We start from the raw sequence: 17,227 nt of genomic DNA, 5'->3' as shown, positions 1-17,227 counted from the left end.
ATTGAAGTGAGTCTGCCTTGGCGAATGCTGAGGCAGGCACACCTCCCAATGTCCTACAAGCAGGCCCTCCTTGGGCCGACCCAGCCCTCCGGGAGTGACTTCAACAATGAAGGCACTGTCAACCAACCGGAGAGCTTCTATGTCGGATTTCAACGATGCCAACCGTGACCCTTTGACCAATGAACCGGGTTCCCATCCCGTCGGAACCGGGGTCGGTGCTGCCCTGGGCGGCGCCGCTGCGGGTGCCGCAGCAGGCGCCTTTGGCGGCCCGGTCGGCGCAGCCATTGGCGGCGTGGCCGGTGCGGTAGCCGGCGGCCTGGCGGGCAAGGCTGCCGCCGAGGCGGTCAACCCCACCGAGGAAGATGCCTACTGGCGCGAAAGCTTCCACCGAGAGCCTTATTACGTGGGTGGCCGCACCTACGAACAATACCGCCCTGCCTACGAACTGGGCTGGTCGTCGGTGGGCCGCTATGAAGGCGATTTTGAGGCGGTGGAACCCCGCCTGGCCGATGACTGGCGGGCGCGCCATTCGGACGGCCTGGCCTGGACGGATGCCCGCCCCGCCGCCCGCGCCGCCTGGGAACGGGTATCGCGCTCCAGCCTGAACGACGACCGCCCCATGGATGTCGTGGACAACGAAGACGTGGTGGATGTGCTCAACGACCTGCTGGAGTCGTCCCGCGATGGCGAATACGGCTTCACCGCCTGCGCCGAGCATGCCGACTCTGCCCAGCTCAAGAGCGTGTTCCAGCGCCATGCGCGCGAATGTGCGGCCGCAGCTGTCGAGCTGGAGCACGAGGTGCGTCGCCTGGGGGGCGAGCCTGCTTCAGGCGGCACCGTGGCTGGCGCGCTGCACCGCGGCTGGGTGTCGGTGAAATCCGCCCTGTCGGTGCACGACGACAAGGCCGTGCTGCAGGAATGCGAACGCGGCGAGGACGCTGCCGTGGCCCGTTACCGCAAGGCCCTGAAGGCCACCCTGCCGCTGGATGTGCGGGCCCTGGTAGAACGCCAGTCGCAGGGCGCGCAGCGCAACCACGATGAAGTACGTGGCCTGCGCGACACGTTCGCCAATAGCTGATCGGGCACAGTTCGCGCGCTGGGGTTCCGTTCAGGGGCTCCCGGTGCGTCGCAAGTCATAGGCCATAGGCCGTAGGCCGTAGGCCATAGGGATTTTTGGGCGCAGCTTTCTTGCGCGCCGATTCCCCAATAACAAAAGGCTGCAAGGATTCTCCTTGCAGCCTTTTGTGCATGCCGGGCTTCCAGCTTGTTGCTGCACGGCCTGCGTCGCCAAGGTTTGTTATGCCATGGTGAGCACCACCGGCGCGTGGTCGCTGGGTTGTGGGTTCTTGCGGGGGGCGCGGTCTACCGTGCAGGCGGTCACACTCGCACGCAGTGCATCGCTCACCAGAATGTGGTCAATGCGCAGCCCCCGGTTCTTCTGAAACCCGAGCATGCGGTAGTCCCACCATGAGTAGCTTTTCTCGGGCTGCTCGAACATGCGGAAGGTGTCTGTCAGGCCCAGGGCAATCAGGTCCTGGAAATGTTGACGCTCTTCCACCGTGTGGTGGATGGTGTCTTTGAGCCCCACCGGGTCGAACGAATCGCGGTCTTCGGGCGCTACGTTGAAGTCACCCAGCAGCGCCAGGCGCGGGTGGGCCAGCAGCTCTTCACGCAGCCAGCGATGCAGCGCCGCAAGCCACAGCATCTTGTAGGCAAACTTCTCCGATCCCGGGGCCTGGCCGTTCACGAAGTAGCAGTTCACCAGGCGTAGTTCCCCGTCGGGCGTGTCCAGCGTGGCGGCAATGACGCGGGCCTGCTCGTCCGTGTGCCCGGGGATGTTGCGCACCACGTCGCGCATGGCGTGGCGGCTCAGGATAGCGACGCCGTTGTAGGTCTTCTGGCCAAAGGTCACGGCCTCATAGCCTGCCTCCTTGAACGCGTCGTGCGGAAACTTGTCGTCAGTGAGCTTGAGCTCTTGCAGGCACAGCGCATCGACCGGGTTGGCCGCGAGCCAGGCCAGCACCTGGGGCAGGCGGACGGTGAGGGAGTTGACATTCCAGGTGGCGATTTGCATGTTTTTGGCCTCCAGCGCTTGATGGGTAAGCGCTAAGTGCTATCAATTGATGAGCTTTGCGTTCCGGCGCCGTGTCAACCTGCGCGCACGTAGGTCACAAAGCTGAAGGGCAGCCCCTTGGTGCTGACGTGGCGGCTGCGTGCGGATTCTGTCCATGGCGCACCCAGCGTGGGCGCGTAGGCATCCCCGTCGAATTCCTGGTCGATCTCGGTCACTTCCAGGCGGTCGGCCAGGGGCAGGGCCTCGGCGTAGATCTGCGCGCCGCCGATCACCCACACCGTCTGATCGGCAGGTGCCTGCTGCAGCGCATCCTGCAGGCTGGTGGCGCGCACGGCGCCCTCGGCCTGCCAGTCGCCCTGGCGCGTGACCACGATGTTGGTGCGGCCGGGCAGGGGGCGAAAACGCGGGGGCAATGAGTCCCAGGTCTTGCGGCCCATGATGACGGCGCAGCCCTGCGTGAGTTGCTTGAAGTGCGCCATGTCCTCCGGGATGTGCCATGGGATGGTGTTGTCCTTGCCAATGACGCCGTTGGCGGCGCGGGCGTAGATGAGGTGCAGGGGCATGGTGGGGCCTCCTTGTTTCAGATATGCAAGGCGGCGAGGGCGCCCACGCCCAGGCCCACGGCAGCCACGCCGTACATGCCGTACTCCAGCCATTTTTTCTTGGTCAGCAACGCAATGGCGGCCAGGGCGATCGCCACCTGCAGCGCCGTGGTGGCCTGTGCCCAGCGGTGGTGCTGGTGCATCTGGGCCTCGCTCTTGCGGTCGAACTCATGGGCGTCGGCTTCGAGTTTTTCGGCCACCACCTTGATCTCGTTTTTCTCGGCCTCGTAGCGCTCTACCTTGGTCTGGTAGCCTGCCTTGCGGTCATCGGGCGCCAGGTCGCGGGCCAGCTCGGCCAGGGATTGCTTGGTGCTCTTGGACTGGAAGTAATTCCACTGGTTGGATGCTTCGGTCTTCTTGATGGCTGCGTCGTTCTTGAGCAGGCCGGCATTGGCTTGCGTGGCGCCGCCCATGTAGGCAAAGATGGCACCCACCGTGGCCACGATGGCGGTGAACATGGCGATCTTGTTCATGGACGAGCCGTTGCCGCCTTCAGCGCCGTGGTCTGATGTGTGGTCGCCGTGGCCGTGGGTGGCATGCTCCACTGCGTGGTCGTGGGGGCCGTGTACGTGAAATCCGCCGGAAGACATGGGTATGCGTTGGAGTTGTTGTGGTGGATGAATGGACGCCAGGCAAGCGCTGCTGCGTTTGTCTGCGGGAGCAGGTTGGAGGGAGGGTGCCGGTTACGGCTACACCGCCACAGGTGCCTTGATGGCAGGGTGGCACTGGTAGTCCACCACTTCAAAGTCTTCGTACTGGTAGTCGAAGATGCTGTCGGGCTTGCGCTTGATGTTCAGCACGGGGTACGGGTAGGGCGCGCGCGCCAGTTGGGTTTGCACCTGCTCGTGGTGGTTGCTGTAGATGTGGCAGTCGCCGCCGGTCCAGATGAAGTCGCCCACGTCCAGGTCGCACTGCTGGGCCACCATGTGGGTCAGCAGTGCATAGCTGGCGATGTTGAACGGCACTCCGAGGAAGATGTCTGCGCTGCGCTGGTACAGCTGGCAGCTCAGCGTGCCGCGCCCGCCGGGTTCTTGCGCCGGGGCCACGTAGAACTGGAAGAACGCATGGCAGGGCATGAGCGCCATCTTGTGCAGCTCGGCCACGTTCCAGGCGCTCACGATGATGCGGCGCGAGTCGGGATTCGTTTTGAGCGTATTGATCACGTCGCTGATCTGGTCGATGTGGCCGCCGTCCGGCGTGGGCCAGCTGCGCCATTGCACGCCGTACACCGGGCCCAGGTCGCCGTCCTCTCGTGCCCATTCGTCCCAGATGGTCACGCCGCGCTCCTTGAGCCAGTTGTTGTTGCTCGACCCCGTGAGGAACCACAGCAACTCCTGGATGATGGATTTGAGGTGCACCTTCTTCGTGGTGACCAGCGGGAAGCCTTCTTTCAAATCAAACCGCATCTGGTGGCCGAACACGCTCTTGGTGCCGGTGCCCGTGCGGTCCGACTTGTCCACGCCATGGGTGAACACGTGGCGCATGAAGTCTTCGTATTGTGAGCGGACGGGGCGGGCGTGTTCTGTCATGGCGGTTGGAAGGCGAAAGACGCGATTTTAGGGGCGCGGCTGCCGGCAGGAACCGGCTAAGCTCGCAGACCTTTTCGCCCAGCTGCCCTTTCTAGAAAGAAGCCCCCGATCATGCGCCCTGTCTCTCCAGCCCCTTTGTCACGCGCCGTGCTGGCCGCTCTTGCGTTGGCGGTGCTGCTGCCGGGTTGCTTGGGTACGGTACCCACCGCGCCCACTGCGCCGCGCAAGGTCGCGCGTCCTGTGCTCAACGACGTACCTGCCGCGCCCGCCAATCCCTGGGGGAACCTGCAAACCCAGGTAGGCAACTATCCGGTCGGGGGCTCAGACTTCCTGCGTGCCGGCCCGCTGGCCGAGCGGCTGCGTGGGCTGCTCGGTCTCGCCAACTACAACGTGCTGCTGGACAACCTGCAGGTGAGTGGGCCGCTGCGGCAAGACGGCTCCATGCTCTACATCACCGGCAACCGGCCGGACGCAGGCGACACGGCGGCCGCCGCCATCGTGATCCACGCCGCCACCGACACGGTACGCGTATGGCTGCTGACCGGCGGGGAGGAATGGGACGTGCAGGACTTGGGGACCCCGAAGACCCTGCCGGCCCACGTTGCCACGATGATGGAAAACGCGCGGCGCTGAGCGCGCAGCCGACCTGTCCGCGTGGTGGCGTGCCCAGGATCTGGGCGGGAATGTGTTTCTATAATCGAGAATCATTCTCAAAAAGGCCGTCACGCCATGTCTGCCGCTCATCCCCTGCACGCGCTCTACAGCCACCACCACGGATGGCTGCAGTCCTGGCTGCGCCGGCGGCTCGGTTGTGCCGACGATGCGGCCGACCTGGCGCAGGACACTTTCGTGCGCCTGCTCGCACGGCCGACCGCCATCGCCCCCGACGCGATGCGCGAGCCGCGCGCCTACCTGACCACGGTGGCACGCGGGCTGCTGGTGGACTTCTGGCGCCGGGGTGAGCTGGAACGCGCCTACCTGACAGACCTGGCCCTGCAGCCCGAGGTGCTGCAGCCATCCCCCGAAGAGCGCCTGGCCGCCGTGCAGATGCTCCACGCGGTCGATGCATTGCTGCAGGGCCTGACGCCCAAGACGCGCGCAGCGTGGCTCATGAACCGGCTCGATGGCCTCACGCATGCAGAGATTGCCGAGCGACTGCAGGTGTCGGTGCCCCGCGTGCGCCAATACCTGGCCAACGCAATGCGCCACGCCTACCACCTGCGTTTTGGCGGCGCGGCGTGAGCAGTGCGGGTTGGACCACGGGCGGCCCACCTGGCGGTGCAGGCGACGACCACCCCGTGCCGCCTGCCGTGCTGGAGGCCGCCATCGGCTGGCAACTGCGCCAGGGAGAGGGCGCCATCTCGCCGGCGGACGCCCAAGCCCTGGCCGACTGGGTGGCCGCACACCCCGACCATGCCCGCGCCTGGCGCCAGCTGGGCGACATCGACCATCACTTGGCCCGCGCCGCCGCAGGTCCCGGAGCACGCGCAGCGTTGCTGCTGCCACCGCGCCGGCGCCGTCCTGCCCGTGTGGCGGGCGCCGTGCTGGGCCTGGCATTGGCGGTGGCCTGCGGGGTGCTGGTGCTGGACCGCTACCAGCCCGTGGACCAACTGCTGGCCGACCACCGCACCGCCACCGGCGAGCGCCGCACCATCGTGCTGTCCGACCAGACCGTGCTGCACCTGAACACCCGCAGTGCCGTGGATGTCGTGTTCAGCCAAGACCAGCGCGCCATCCACCTGCGCGCGGGTGAGGTGGCCGTGGAAACCAGCCATGCCGACCCGGCCGAGCGGCGCCCGTTCGTCGTGCTGACCGAGGACGGCAGCCTGCGCGCCCTGGGCACCCGCTTCACCGTGCGCCGCTGGCCAAAGGCGCCCGCTGCTAGCAGCGATGGGGCGCAGGGCAGCGGCGCGCCCGCCACCGAGGTTGCCGTCACCCAGTCGGCCGTTGCGGCCCGCCCGGCGAACTGTGCGGCAGCAGCGTCCGAGCCGTGCAGTGCCGAGCGCATCGTGTCGGCCGGGCAGGGCGCACGGCTGGAGGGCGGGCGGGTGGACCCGTGGGCGGCCCCGCCCGATGCCGACGCCTGGAAGGACGGCATGCTGGTCGTGGACAACCAACCCTTGGGCGAGGTGGTGGCCATGCTGGCGCGGCACCGGGTCGGCCACCTGGGTGTCGACCCCCGTGTGGCCGGGTTGCGCGTGACGGGCACGCTGCCCCTGGCGGATACCGACCAGGCCCTGTTGGCGCTGACTGCGGCCGTGCCGGTGGAGGTGGTCTGGACCACGCGCTGGTGGGTCATGCTCAAGCCGCGTGCTGCGCCCTGAGGATGAAAATGTGAAGAAAATCGGCCGCTACCGCTTGATGGGTAAGCACTGGCAGCTATAAAAAGATGAGTGACTTGGTGCGGCTGATCGACGGTTCCATTCAGTTCAACCCAGATCAACCCGCCGAAGCAGATCAACCCAGAGCGCCGCTGCCAGCTGGCACCCCATCCACCAACGATGCCGGCCCGAAAAAGAAATTGCCCCGGCCCCCTCTCACTTTTCGGCACCCGTTCGGCAATCAGACAGAGACCGTGCATCCGCGCGGTTGCCCCTCTTTTCTGACGTGACCCGTTTCGGAGCCTGACCCATGCCCTCTGCTGTTCTCCCCTTTCCGCTGAACCCCTGCGCTGCGGCGCTGCTGCTCGCGCTGGCGGCCTCTGCGGTGGCTGCACAGCCAGCCACGGAAGAGACCCCCGCGGCCACGGCCAGCGCTGCGGCGGTGCGCGACTACGACCTGCCCGCCGGGCCATTGGGGGCTGCCCTGAACCGCATCGCGCGCGACGCAGGCCTGGCCCTCACCGCCGATGCGCAGTTGGTGGAAGGCCGCAACGCGGCGCCTGTACGGGGCCGCTTCGATGCCCCCGAGGCACTGCGCCGCGCGCTGGCGGGTTCGGGGCTGGAGCTGCGGCAGGCCACGGGCGGCGTCTTCACGCTGCGTGAGGCCTCGCGCCCTGCAGCGCAGGCACCCCGGCTCAGCGATGCCGCCACCCTGGGCGCGGTCACCGTGACGGCCAGCGCCGAGGCAGCGCCCGGCGATTTGCCGCCCGCCTATGCCGGCGGCCAGGTCGCCACGGGCAGCCGGGTCGGCATGCTGGGTCCGCAGAGCCTGATGGACACGCCGTTTCACATCACCAGCTATACGGCCGAACTCATGCAGGACCAGCAGGCGATCACCGTGGCCGATGTGCTGGCCAACGACCCGTCCGTGCGCACGGTGTCCTACAGCCTGACGAACGCTGCTGCGGGGGGCGACATCTTTCTGATCCGCGGCTTCTCGGTGCAGGACTCGGTGCTGTTCGACGGGATCGGCGGCATCGCCACCAACCGTGCCGTGGCGGTCGAAGCGGCCGAGCGCGTCGAGGTGCTCAAGGGCCCCAACGCGCTGCTCAACGGCATGGCGCCTGGGGCGGGCGGCGCGGTGGGCGGCGCCATCAACCTGGTGCCCAAGCGGGCGGGCGATGTGCCGCTGACCCGCCTGACCACCACTTACCTGTCCAAGGGCAACCTGGGCGGCCACCTGGACGTGGGCCGCCGGTTCGGCGACGACCACCAGTGGGGTGTGCGCTTCAACGGCGTCTACCGTGACGGGAAGACCGCCACCCAGGGCCAGTCCGTCGAGCTGGGGGCTGCGGCGCTGGCCGTGGACTACCGGGGCAGCCAGTTGCGGGCCTCGGTAGATGCTGGCCACCAGACGATGAACAACGAAGCGCCGCAAGGCGCCGCGGGCTTTGGCATCGACGACGCCATTGCCATCCCCAGGCCGCCCCGGGCCAGCCAACGCATCGCGCAGGACTGGGAGTTCGCCAGGTCGCAGAGCAACTACCTTCTGGCCAAAGCCGAGTACGACCTCACCCCCGACTGGACGCTCTCTGCAGCCGCGGGTGGCAGCCACACGCGGTCTCGCTACCTCGCCACCGACGTGTTCGTGACCAGCGTGCAGGGCGATGCGCAGGCCACCACGTACTTCTGGCCCAACTGGACGAACTACCGCACCGTGCAAGGCGGCCTGCAAGGCACGGTGCGTGCCGGCGAACTCACGCATCGCATCCACCTGCATGCGTCGTACCTGAAGAAGGACAGCGGCTTCACGGCGCAGTACTACGGCTTCGACAGCTTCGCCACGAACATGTATGCGCCCGCGGCCACCGCGCGTCCGTCCATCGAAGGTTTCTCATCGCGGCCGCCACAGACCGATTCCTTGCAGTTGCCGTCTGTGGCGCTGTCAGACACCGTCTCGCTGTGGCAAGACCGCCTGGCCGTCACCCTGGGTGCCCGCTACCAGCGCGTGAAGGTCGTCAAGTACGACACCACCATCGGGGCCGGCAGCACCGCGTACGACGAGCACGCGGTAACGCCGGCGCTGGCGGCGGTGTTCAAGCTACAGCCGCACGTATCGCTCTACGGCAATTACATCGAAGGGCTGGTCCAGGGCGATTCAGCGCCGCTGGGCACTACCAACGCCGGGCAGGTGTTTCCGCCGGTCCGGACGAAGCAGCGGGAGGTGGGCGTGAAGGCCGATTGGGGCCGCTTCAGCACCACAGCGAGCCTGTTCCACATCCAGAAGCCGAGCGGGCTGGTGGCGTCCAACGGCGATGGCACGTTCACCTACCAGGTCGGTGCAGAGCAGCGCAACCGCGGCGTTGAACTCAATGTCTTCGGCGAGGTGGCCCGGGGCACGCGCCTGCTGGGCGGCGTGACCTTCAACGATGCCCGGCTGACCAAAACCGAAGGCGGCACCTACAACGGCAACGCCGCACCCAATGTGTCGCGCTGGCAGCTCAACCTGGGCAGCGACCACGACGTGGCTGCCGTTCCAGGACTGACGCTGTCGGCCCGCATGATCTCCAGCAGCGCGCAGCATGTGGACGCCGCCAACCTACGGCGCATTCCGGGCTGGACGCGCTGGGACATCGGTGCCCGCTACAAGACCCAGGCGTGGAGCCGGCCGCTGGTGCTGCGCGCGGGCGTGGACAACCTGTTCAACCGCAACTACTGGTCCAGCGGCTCCGGCAACTGGCTGTATGTGGGAAGTCCTCGCACGGTGACTCTCTCTGCCACGGTGGATTTCTGACGGGAGCAGTGCTGCCGTGGGCGGACGGACAAATGGATGGAGGAGGGGGTAGTGGTGTCTTCCCCGGTGGGCCTTGGTGCACGAAATATGGATTAAATTGGCCTCTACCGCTTGATAGATAAGCGCCAAAAGCTATTGATTTGATAGTGATTTGGGGCATCCGCGACTTCAACCGTGCTGGGGGTCCGGCCCCTCTTTTCCTGGTCGGTTAGATACCCTTTTGACACCTCTAGGTATAAATCCTGAGTATCTGGTGCAAATTAGTATTTGTGGAGGCATCTGGAGTACCAATCGAGCATTGCAGCATCGGTATCGTTCAGTTCGTCAATGCCGTATGCCTGCACTGGCGTTGAACGGTCGATCCCATACCAATTACGAAGGAGACATTCCGATGCCACATTCCCCCCGTGTTTTTGCTCCTCAGCGCCTCGCCCTGGCCGCTGCACTGGCCCTGTCGCTGTGCGGCGCCGCCAGCGCGCAGACCGAGCTGGTCATTGCCACCGTGAACAACGGCCACATGATCGAGATGCAAAAGCTCAGCAAAAACTTCGAGCAGGCCAACCCCGACATCAAGCTCAAGTGGGTCACGCTGGAAGAAGGCGTGCTGCGCCAGCGCGTGACCACCGACATCGCCACCAAGGGCGGCCAGTTCGACGTGATGACGATCGGCATGTACGAGGCGCCCATCTGGGGCAAGAAGGGCTGGCTGCAGGAGCTGAAAACCGACGCTGCGTACGACGTGGACGACCTGCTGCCCGCCGTGCGCAACGGCCTGTCCATCGACGGCAAGCTGTTCGCTGCGCCGTTCTACGGCGAAAGCTCGATGCTCATGTACCGCAAGGACCTGGCCGACAAGGCGGGCGTGCAGGTTCCCGAGCGTCCCACCTGGCCGCAGATCAAGGACCTGGCCGCCAAGATGCACGACCCCAAGAACGGGGTGTACGGCATCTGCCTGCGCGGCAAGCCGGGCTGGGGCGACAACATGGCTTTCTTGACCACGCTGGTCAACACCTTTGGTGGCCAGTGGTTCGACATGCAGTGGAAGCCGCAGCTCGAGTCCAAGCCCTGGAAGGACGCGATCAACTTCTACGTGGACCTGCTCAAGAACTACGGCCCGCCCGGCTCTGCCGCCAACAGCTTCAACGAGATCCTGGCGCTGACCAACTCGGGCAAGTGCGGCATGTGGGTGGATGCCACCATCGCGGCATCGTTCGTGGCGGACCCCAAGCAGTCCAAGGTGGCCGACCAGATGGCCTTTGCCCAGGCGCCCACCATGAACACGCCCAAGGGCGCCAACTGGCTGTGGTCGTGGAATCTGGCCATCCCGGCCGGTTCCAAAAAGGTCGACGCCGCGCAGAAGTTCATCACCTGGTCCACCAGCAAGGACTACATCCAGCTGGTGGCCAAGACCAACGGATGGGCCAACGTGCCCACCGGCACGCGCAAGAGCACGTATGCGGCGCCGGAGTTCCAGAAGGCAGCGCGCTTTGCGGCCGCAGAGAAGACGGCCATCGACTCGGCCAACCCGACGGATTCGACCCTGCCGAAGAGCCCGTACGTGGGTGTGCAGTTCGCGGCCATTCCTGAGTTCCAGGCCATCGGCATCGCGGTGGGTCAGCAGATGAGCGCAGCACTGGCGGGCAAGACGACGGTGGACGCCGCGCTCAAGGCCAGCCAGGTGTCGGCTGACCGCGAAATGAAAAAGGCCGGCTACTACAAATAGGCATTCATTCGGCTACTGCACGGGCCGATCCGGGGCCTGTATTCCTCGCCGTACAAACGTGCGGCCCCGGTACAGCAACCCCGACTCGGCCCACTCGCGTCGCCGACTGAACGCCTATTTTTGCTGGACTATTTTCTGAGGCTTCCATGAACCGCCGCCTGCTCCCTCGCCTGCTACTCACGCCTGCCATGGCCACGCTCTTCCTGTGGATGATCGTGCCGCTGGTGATGACGATCTACTTCTCGCTCATCCGCTACAACCTCATGCAGCCGGACCAGACCGGCTTTGCCGGGCTGGAGAACTTTGAGTATTTCGTCACCGACCCCTCGTTCGGCACGGCGGTGGTCAACACCATCTTGCTGCTGGGTAGTGTGATTCTCATCACGGTGGTGTTCGGCATTGCGATTGCGCTGCTCATCAACGAGCCGTTTGCGGGCCGTGGCATCGTGCGGGTGCTGCTGATTTCGCCGTTCTTCGTCATGCCCACGGTGAACGCGCTGATGTGGAAGAACATGATGATGAACCCCATCTACGGCGTGCTCGCCCAGGTGTGGATGTTCTTTGGCGCACAGCCGGTGGACTGGCTTACCGACCACCCGCTGTTCTCGGTGATCGTCATGGTGTCATGGCAGTGGCTGCCGTTTGCCACGCTGATCTTCATGACCGCATTGCAGAGCATGAACCACGAGCAGCTCGAAGCATCGCGCATGGACGGCGCCAACTACCTGCAGCAGCTGCGCTACCTGTATGTGCCACACCTGGCGCGCTCGGTGGCGGTGGTGGTGATGATCGAACTCATCTTTTTGCTCAGCATCTTTGCCGAGATCTACACCACCACGGGTGGCGGGCCGGGCGATGCGAGCACCAACGTCACCTTCCTGATCTTCAAGCAGGCACTGCTCAACTTCGACGCGGGCGTGGCCTCGGCCGGGGCGCTGTTCGCAGTGTTGCTGGCCAATATCGCGGCGGTGTTTCTGATCCGCATGGTCGGCAAGAACCTTGACAAGTAAGACGGGGCAACGCTCATGACAACGACAAAACGACGCCGCTCCAACTACCCGCTGGGCCTGCTGGCTTTGCGCACCGTGGCCGCCTGGGGCGTGGCCCTGCTGCTGTTCTTTCCGCTGGGTTGGCTGTTCCTCACTGCGTTCAAGACCGAGTTGCAGGCCATCGCCGTGCCGCCGCAGCTGTTCTTTATCCCCACGCTCGAGAACTTTCACGAGGTGCAGGAGCGCAGCGACTACCTGCTGTACGCCAAGAATTCGGTCATCACCAGCGTGGTCTCTACCCTGGTGGGGCTGATGCTGGCTGCGCCTGCGGCCTACGCCATGGCCTTCTTCAAGGGCAAGTACACCAAGGACATCCTCATGTGGATGCTCTCGACCAAGATGATGCCCGCCGTGGGCGCGCTGGTACCCATCTACGTGCTGGCGCAAAAGAGCCACCTGCTCGATACGCAGCTTGCGCTCATCATCGTGTTCGCGCTGTCCAACCTGCCCATCATGGTCTGGATGCTGTATTCGCACTTCAAGGACATCCCGCGCGAGATTCTGGAAGCCGCGCGCATGGACGGCGCCACGCTGTGGCAGGAGGTGCGCCTGGTGCTGCTGCCGCTGGGCATGGGCGGCCTCGCGTCCACCGGCCTCTTGTGCCTGGTGCTGTCATGGAACGAGGCCTTCTGGAGTCTGAACCTCAGCGCCGCCAAGGCCGGCACGCTGGCTACGCTGATCGCGTCGTACTCCAGCCCTGAGGGCCTGTTCTGGGCCAAGTTGTCTGCGGCTTCGCTGATGGCCATTGCTCCCATCGTGGTGTTCGGCTGGTTCAGCCAGAAGCAGCTGGTGCAGGGCCTGACGTTTGGTGCGGTCAAGTAAGCCGTAGTTTTCCTCCCAGTTTTCAAGATTTCAGGAACCCGATTCCATGGCCTACCTTCAACTGCGCGGCATCGAGAAATTCTTTGGTGAGCATCGCGCCATCAAGGGCATCGACCTCACCATCCAGCAAGGCGAGTTCATCGTCTTCGTCGGCCCCTCGGGCTGCGGCAAGTCCACGCTGCTGCGGCTGATTGCGGGGCTCGAAAATATCGACGGCGGCACCCTGATGCTGGACGGCCGCGACATCACCGACCAGCCCTCGAGCAAGCGCGACTTGGCGATGGTGTTCCAGAGCTATGCGCTGTACCCGCACATGAGCGTGTACGAGAACATGAGCTTTGCGCTCAAGCTCGCCAAGGTGGACAAGCAGGTGATCGACGAGAAGGTGCAGAACGCCGCGCGCATTCTCAACCTCACGCAGTACCTGCAGCGCACGCCCAAGGAGCTGTCGGGTGGGCAGCGCCAGCGCGTGGCCATCGGCCGCGCCATCGTGCGCGCGCCCAAGGTGTTCCTGTTTGACGAGCCACTGTCCAACCTTGACGCGGCGCTGCGCGGCCAGACCCGGGTGGAGATCGCCAAGCTGCACCGCGACCTCGGGGCCACCACCATCTACGTGACGCACGACCAGGTCGAGGCCATGACGCTGGCCGACCGCGTGGTGGTGCTGCGCGACGGCGTCATCGAGCAGGTGGGCACGCCCCTGGAGCTGTACGACAAGCCTGCCAACCAGTTCGTGGCCCAGTTCATCGGCACGCCGCAGATGAATGTGGTGCCCCTGCCGCAACTGCCATCGCCTGTACAACAGCAGGCACCCGCCGGGGCCGACGGCGGCGCCATCGGCCTGCGACCCGAGAACATCACTGTGCGCAACACCGGCGCGACGCCGGTACCGGGACAGGTGGACCTGGTGGAAGCACTGGGCGCCGAGACGTTGATCTACGTGAGCACGCCCAGCGGCGCGCAGTTTGTGGCGCGCCAGAACGACCGCACAGGCCTGCGCGCCGGCGATGCGGTGAGCCTGGACATCGACGCGTCGCACGCCCATTGGTTCGACCCTGCGGGCCGTGTTGTCGCGGGTGCAGCTGCATGACCGCCGTGACCGCAGGCCGGGAATTGCACGGCAAGGTGGCCGCCGTCACCGGCGCTGCATCGGGCATCGGGTTTGCCAGTGCAAAGGCCATGGCCGACGCTGGAGCGCACGTGGTACTTATCGACCGAGATGAAAAAGCGCTGGACAAGGCTTGCGCTGCCATCGGCGCCCAAGCGTCGCCGCTGGTGCTGGATTTGCTGGACACAAAGCAGTGTGCGAGCCTGCTTGCGCGCACGCTGGCCATTGCGGGACAACTCGACATCTTTCACGCCAATGCTGGGTTGTATGTGGGCGGCGACCTGGTGGATGCCGACCCCGACGCCATCGACCGCATGCTGAACCTGAACGTCAACGTGGTGATGAAGAACGTGCACAACGTGCTGCCCCACATGATCGAGCGCGGCACGGGCGACATCATCGTCACCAGCTCGCTGGCCGCGCATTTCCCCACGCCGTGGGAGCCCGTCTACGCCTCGTCCAAGTGGGCGGTCAACTGCTTCGTGCAGACCGTGCGCCGCCAGGTCTTCAAGCACGGCATTCGTGTGGGCTCCATCTCGCCCGGGCCCGTCATCACCTCGCTGCTGGCCGACTGGCCCGCGGAAAAGCTGGCCGAGGCCAAGGCCAGCGGCAGCCTCATCGAGGCCTCCGAAGTGGCCGACGTGGTGCTCTTCATGCTCACCCGCCAGCGCGGCATGACCATCCGCGACGTCGTGATGATGCCCACGAACTTTGATCTCTAGAAACCCGCAGTCACGCACCATGAATTTCATCCTGCACCTGGGCCTGGGCTCGTTCCACCGCGCCCACCAGGCCGTTTACGTTCACGCATTGCGCCAGCAGGGCGACACGGGCTGGGCCATCGCAGGCGGCAACCTGCGCCCGGACATGGCCGACACCATCGCAGCGCTGCAAGCGCAGGATGGGCGCTACACGCTCGAAACCGTCACCCCCCAAGGCGAGCGCAACTACACCGTCATCGAGTCGATCCAGCGGGTGATCCCCTACCAGGACGACCTGGCCCCGCTGATTGCCATGGGTGCCGACCCTGCCACGCGCATCATCAGCTTCACGGTGACCGAAGCGGGCTACTACCTGGATGCCCAGAATCAGCTCGACTGGCCCGCGTTTGCCGACCTGCGCGCCGACCTGGCGGCCGTGAAGGCGGGCCAGGCAGGCCACACCATCTACGGCGGCCTGGTCAGCATCCTGCGCGCGCGCTGGGCAGCCGGTGCGGGCGCCGTGACGCTGATGAACTGCGACAACCTGCGCCACAACGGCGACCGCTCGCGCGGCGGGCTGCTGCAGTTCATCGAGGCGCTGGGCGATGCGCCACTCAAAGAGTGGGTAGAGCAGAACACCACGAGTCCCAACGCCATGGTGGACCGCATCACGCCGCGCCCCACGCCCGAAGTGGCCAAGCGCGTGAAGGCTGCAACAGGTTGGGATGACAAGGCAGCACTCATGGGTGAAAGCTTTATCCAGTGGGTCATTGAAGACGACTTCATTGCAGGCCGCCCCGCGTGGGAAACGGTCGGTGTCGAGATGGTGCAGTCGGTGCAGGCCTATGAAGAGGCCAAGATCCGCCTGCTCAACGCCACCCACAGCTGCATTGCCTGGGCGGGTACGCTGGCGGGCTACCAGTACATCCACGAAGGCACACACGACGCGGCCATTCGCCAGATGGCCTACGACTACGTCACCGACGACGCGATCCCAGTGCTCCACACGCCCGAGCAACCATGCCCCATCAACCTGGAGCAGTACCGCGACGTGGTGCTGGACCGCTTCGGCAACCCCACCATTGCCGACACCAACCAGCGCGTGGCCATGGATGCGTTCTCCAAGATCCCCGGCATGATTGCGCCCACTATCCGCGACAAGCTCGCGCGCAACGCGCCGTTCGACAGCGTGGCGGTGCTGCCAGCGCTGTTCCTGGCCTACCTGCAGCGCTGGCACGCGGGGCAGATTCCCTACGCCTACCAGGATCAAGCCATGGACCCTGCAGTGGCCCATGCCATCTGCGATGCCGCTGACCCCGTGGCGGCCTATGCGGCCGACACGACCCTGTGGGGCGAGATGGCCAGCCACCCCCAATTGTTGGACGCGCTGCGCAAAGCCTATGCCCGCGTGTTGGCTTTTGTGGCGGAGCGGACAGGCGCCTGATGCTGGTGTAATTTGAGTCCACTACCGCCATGACCGTGAAGACGCCCATCGCCCCGCGCCAGACCAAGCCCGAGCTGGAGCACGACTATGTGCGCTCGCCCGCGTTGGGCTACGAGTCGCCCGAGACGGCGGGCTTCATCCGTTGCCTGTCGCACGGGTTTCCCACGCCGCTGGCGCGCTGGCACTACCACGATGAGTACGAGCTGCACCTGATCACCGCGACCTCGGGCAAGGTCTTTGTGGGGGACTGGATCGGTCAGTTCCAGCCCGGCCACCTGGTGCTGACCGGGCCGCGCCTGCCGCACAACTGGATCAGCATGGACCTGCCCGAAGGCGGCGTGCCGCTGCGCGACCTGGTGATCCAGTTCTCGCACGCGCCGCTGGTGGCCAGCAGCGAAACCATCCCCGAGCTGCGCGAGGTGCTGCCTCTGCTGGAGCGCGCGCGCCACGGTGTGGAGTTCTTTGGCATGGAAGCGCAGGCGCAAGAGCATTGGCACCGCATCAAGGCGCGCCAGGGGCTCGCCCGGTTCGGCGCTTTCTGTGAGTTCCTGAGCGACCTGGCGCGCTGCACCGACTTTCGCCTGCTGTCGAGCACGCAGCTGCAAAGCGAGGACAACGATACCCAGCTCGACCAGATCAACGCCATCGTGAGCCGCATCACCGACCATCTGGCCGACCCGCTGTCGGCGGCCGACCTGGCGCAAGAGCTGGGCATGACGGAGAGCCGCTTTTCGCGCTTCTTCCGCCGCGCCACGGGCAATACCTTCACCGACTTCGTGAACCTGGTGCGCGTGAACCGCGCGTGCCAGCTGCTGATGGAGACCGAGCGCTACATCACCCACATTGCATATGACGTGGGCTTCAACAACATGGCCAACTTCAACCGCCGCTTTCTGGACATCAAGGGCATGACGCCCAGCGAGTACCGCAAGCAGGGCGCTGGAAGGTTTGGAAAGACTTCCTGATCCCCAGCCGGATCTGCACCCCGAGAGGGGGGGGGGGGAGGCCCTTGTTGCGTGACCCCTGCACGCAGCCCGCCAAAGGCAAAGACCGGGCCATG

General features: G+C 65.5%; 16 protein-coding genes. 12 read left to right on the top strand and 4 right to left on the bottom strand.

The features are described 5' to 3' along the window. Positions 1-139 precede the first annotated feature (139 nt). Entirely contained in the window at positions 140-1,078 is a 939-nt protein-coding gene (locus ACODS0_RS25945; protein WP_055397175.1) for a ferritin-like domain-containing protein, read from the top strand. A 219-nt stretch (positions 1,079-1,297) separates the two neighbouring features. Here ACODS0_RS25945 and xth read toward each other — a convergent pair whose 3' ends face one another. From xth to ACODS0_RS25925, 4 genes are all read right to left on the bottom strand, one after another. After that, complete coding sequence (gene xth / locus ACODS0_RS25940) at positions 1,298-2,074, bottom strand: exodeoxyribonuclease III (RefSeq protein ID WP_176886435.1); 777 nt, start codon at positions 2,072-2,074, stop codon at positions 1,298-1,300. Between the two features lie 74 nt (positions 2,075-2,148). Further along, positions 2,149-2,637, bottom strand: coding sequence for a dihydrofolate reductase (locus tag ACODS0_RS25935; protein WP_121420583.1), 489 nt, complete (start codon positions 2,635-2,637; stop codon positions 2,149-2,151). A 17-nt stretch (positions 2,638-2,654) separates the two neighbouring features. Continuing rightward, complete coding sequence (locus ACODS0_RS25930; RefSeq protein WP_488838054.1) at positions 2,655-3,266, bottom strand: DUF4337 domain-containing protein; 612 nt, start codon at positions 3,264-3,266, stop codon at positions 2,655-2,657. Between the two features lie 99 nt (positions 3,267-3,365). Next, positions 3,366-4,205: a thymidylate synthase gene (locus ACODS0_RS25925; protein ID WP_488838052.1), complete on the bottom strand. Its 840-nt coding sequence runs from the start codon at positions 4,203-4,205 to the stop codon at positions 3,366-3,368. A 111-nt stretch (positions 4,206-4,316) separates the two neighbouring features. On the opposite strand from ACODS0_RS25925, the gene ACODS0_RS25920 reads away from it, so the two are divergent. The 11 genes from ACODS0_RS25920 (at position 4,317) to ACODS0_RS25870 (ending at position 17,132) form a co-directional block, all read left to right on the top strand. After that, on the top strand, positions 4,317-4,838 hold the full coding sequence (locus ACODS0_RS25920; RefSeq protein WP_488838050.1) for an Ivy family c-type lysozyme inhibitor: 522 nt from the start codon (positions 4,317-4,319) through the stop codon (positions 4,836-4,838). A gap of 96 nt (positions 4,839-4,934) precedes the next feature. Next, positions 4,935-5,447, top strand: coding sequence for a sigma-70 family RNA polymerase sigma factor (locus tag ACODS0_RS25915; protein WP_488838048.1), 513 nt, complete (start codon positions 4,935-4,937; stop codon positions 5,445-5,447). Further along, positions 5,444-6,529, top strand: a complete 1,086-nt coding sequence (locus tag ACODS0_RS25910) for a FecR domain-containing protein (protein ID WP_488838047.1) — start codon at positions 5,444-5,446, stop codon at positions 6,527-6,529. Before ACODS0_RS25915 ends, ACODS0_RS25910 begins: the two co-directional genes overlap by 4 nt. Before the next feature lie 307 nt (positions 6,530-6,836). Further along, the gene (locus ACODS0_RS25905; protein ID WP_488838045.1) at positions 6,837-9,320 is read left to right on the top strand and encodes a TonB-dependent siderophore receptor; all 2,484 of its coding nucleotides are present in this window, start codon (positions 6,837-6,839) and stop codon (positions 9,318-9,320) included. A gap of 391 nt (positions 9,321-9,711) precedes the next feature. After that, the gene (locus ACODS0_RS25900; RefSeq protein WP_121420577.1) at positions 9,712-11,043 is read left to right on the top strand and encodes an ABC transporter substrate-binding protein; all 1,332 of its coding nucleotides are present in this window, start codon (positions 9,712-9,714) and stop codon (positions 11,041-11,043) included. A 146-nt stretch (positions 11,044-11,189) separates the two neighbouring features. Next, positions 11,190-12,053 carry a carbohydrate ABC transporter permease gene (locus ACODS0_RS25895; RefSeq protein WP_069105336.1) on the top strand — a complete coding sequence of 288 codons (864 nt, stop codon included), beginning with the start codon at positions 11,190-11,192 and terminating at the stop codon, positions 12,051-12,053. A 15-nt stretch (positions 12,054-12,068) separates the two neighbouring features. Further along, complete coding sequence (locus ACODS0_RS25890; RefSeq protein ID WP_121420576.1) at positions 12,069-12,914, top strand: carbohydrate ABC transporter permease; 846 nt, start codon at positions 12,069-12,071, stop codon at positions 12,912-12,914. A gap of 46 nt (positions 12,915-12,960) precedes the next feature. Then, a complete protein-coding gene (locus ACODS0_RS25885) occupies positions 12,961-14,004 on the top strand; it encodes an ABC transporter ATP-binding protein (protein WP_488838042.1) in 1,044 nt (347 codons plus the stop codon). Then, positions 14,001-14,744 (top strand): SDR family oxidoreductase, encoded by a 744-nt coding sequence (locus tag ACODS0_RS25880; RefSeq protein WP_488838041.1) that lies wholly within the window; start codon positions 14,001-14,003, stop codon positions 14,742-14,744. Before ACODS0_RS25885 ends, ACODS0_RS25880 begins: the two co-directional genes overlap by 4 nt. Before the next feature lie 19 nt (positions 14,745-14,763). Next, positions 14,764-16,167: a D-arabinitol 4-dehydrogenase gene (gene dalD, locus ACODS0_RS25875; RefSeq protein WP_488838039.1), complete on the top strand. Its 1,404-nt coding sequence runs from the start codon at positions 14,764-14,766 to the stop codon at positions 16,165-16,167. A 29-nt stretch (positions 16,168-16,196) separates the two neighbouring features. Continuing rightward, on the top strand, positions 16,197-17,132 hold the full coding sequence (locus ACODS0_RS25870) for an AraC family transcriptional regulator (protein ID WP_069105340.1): 936 nt from the start codon (positions 16,197-16,199) through the stop codon (positions 17,130-17,132). Positions 17,133-17,227: the final 95 nt, after the last annotated feature.

Source organism: Acidovorax sp. FG60 (assembly GCF_057808995.1).
Note: the sequence above shows the minus strand (reverse complement) of the source record. Positions and strands in the feature narration are given on the sequence as shown.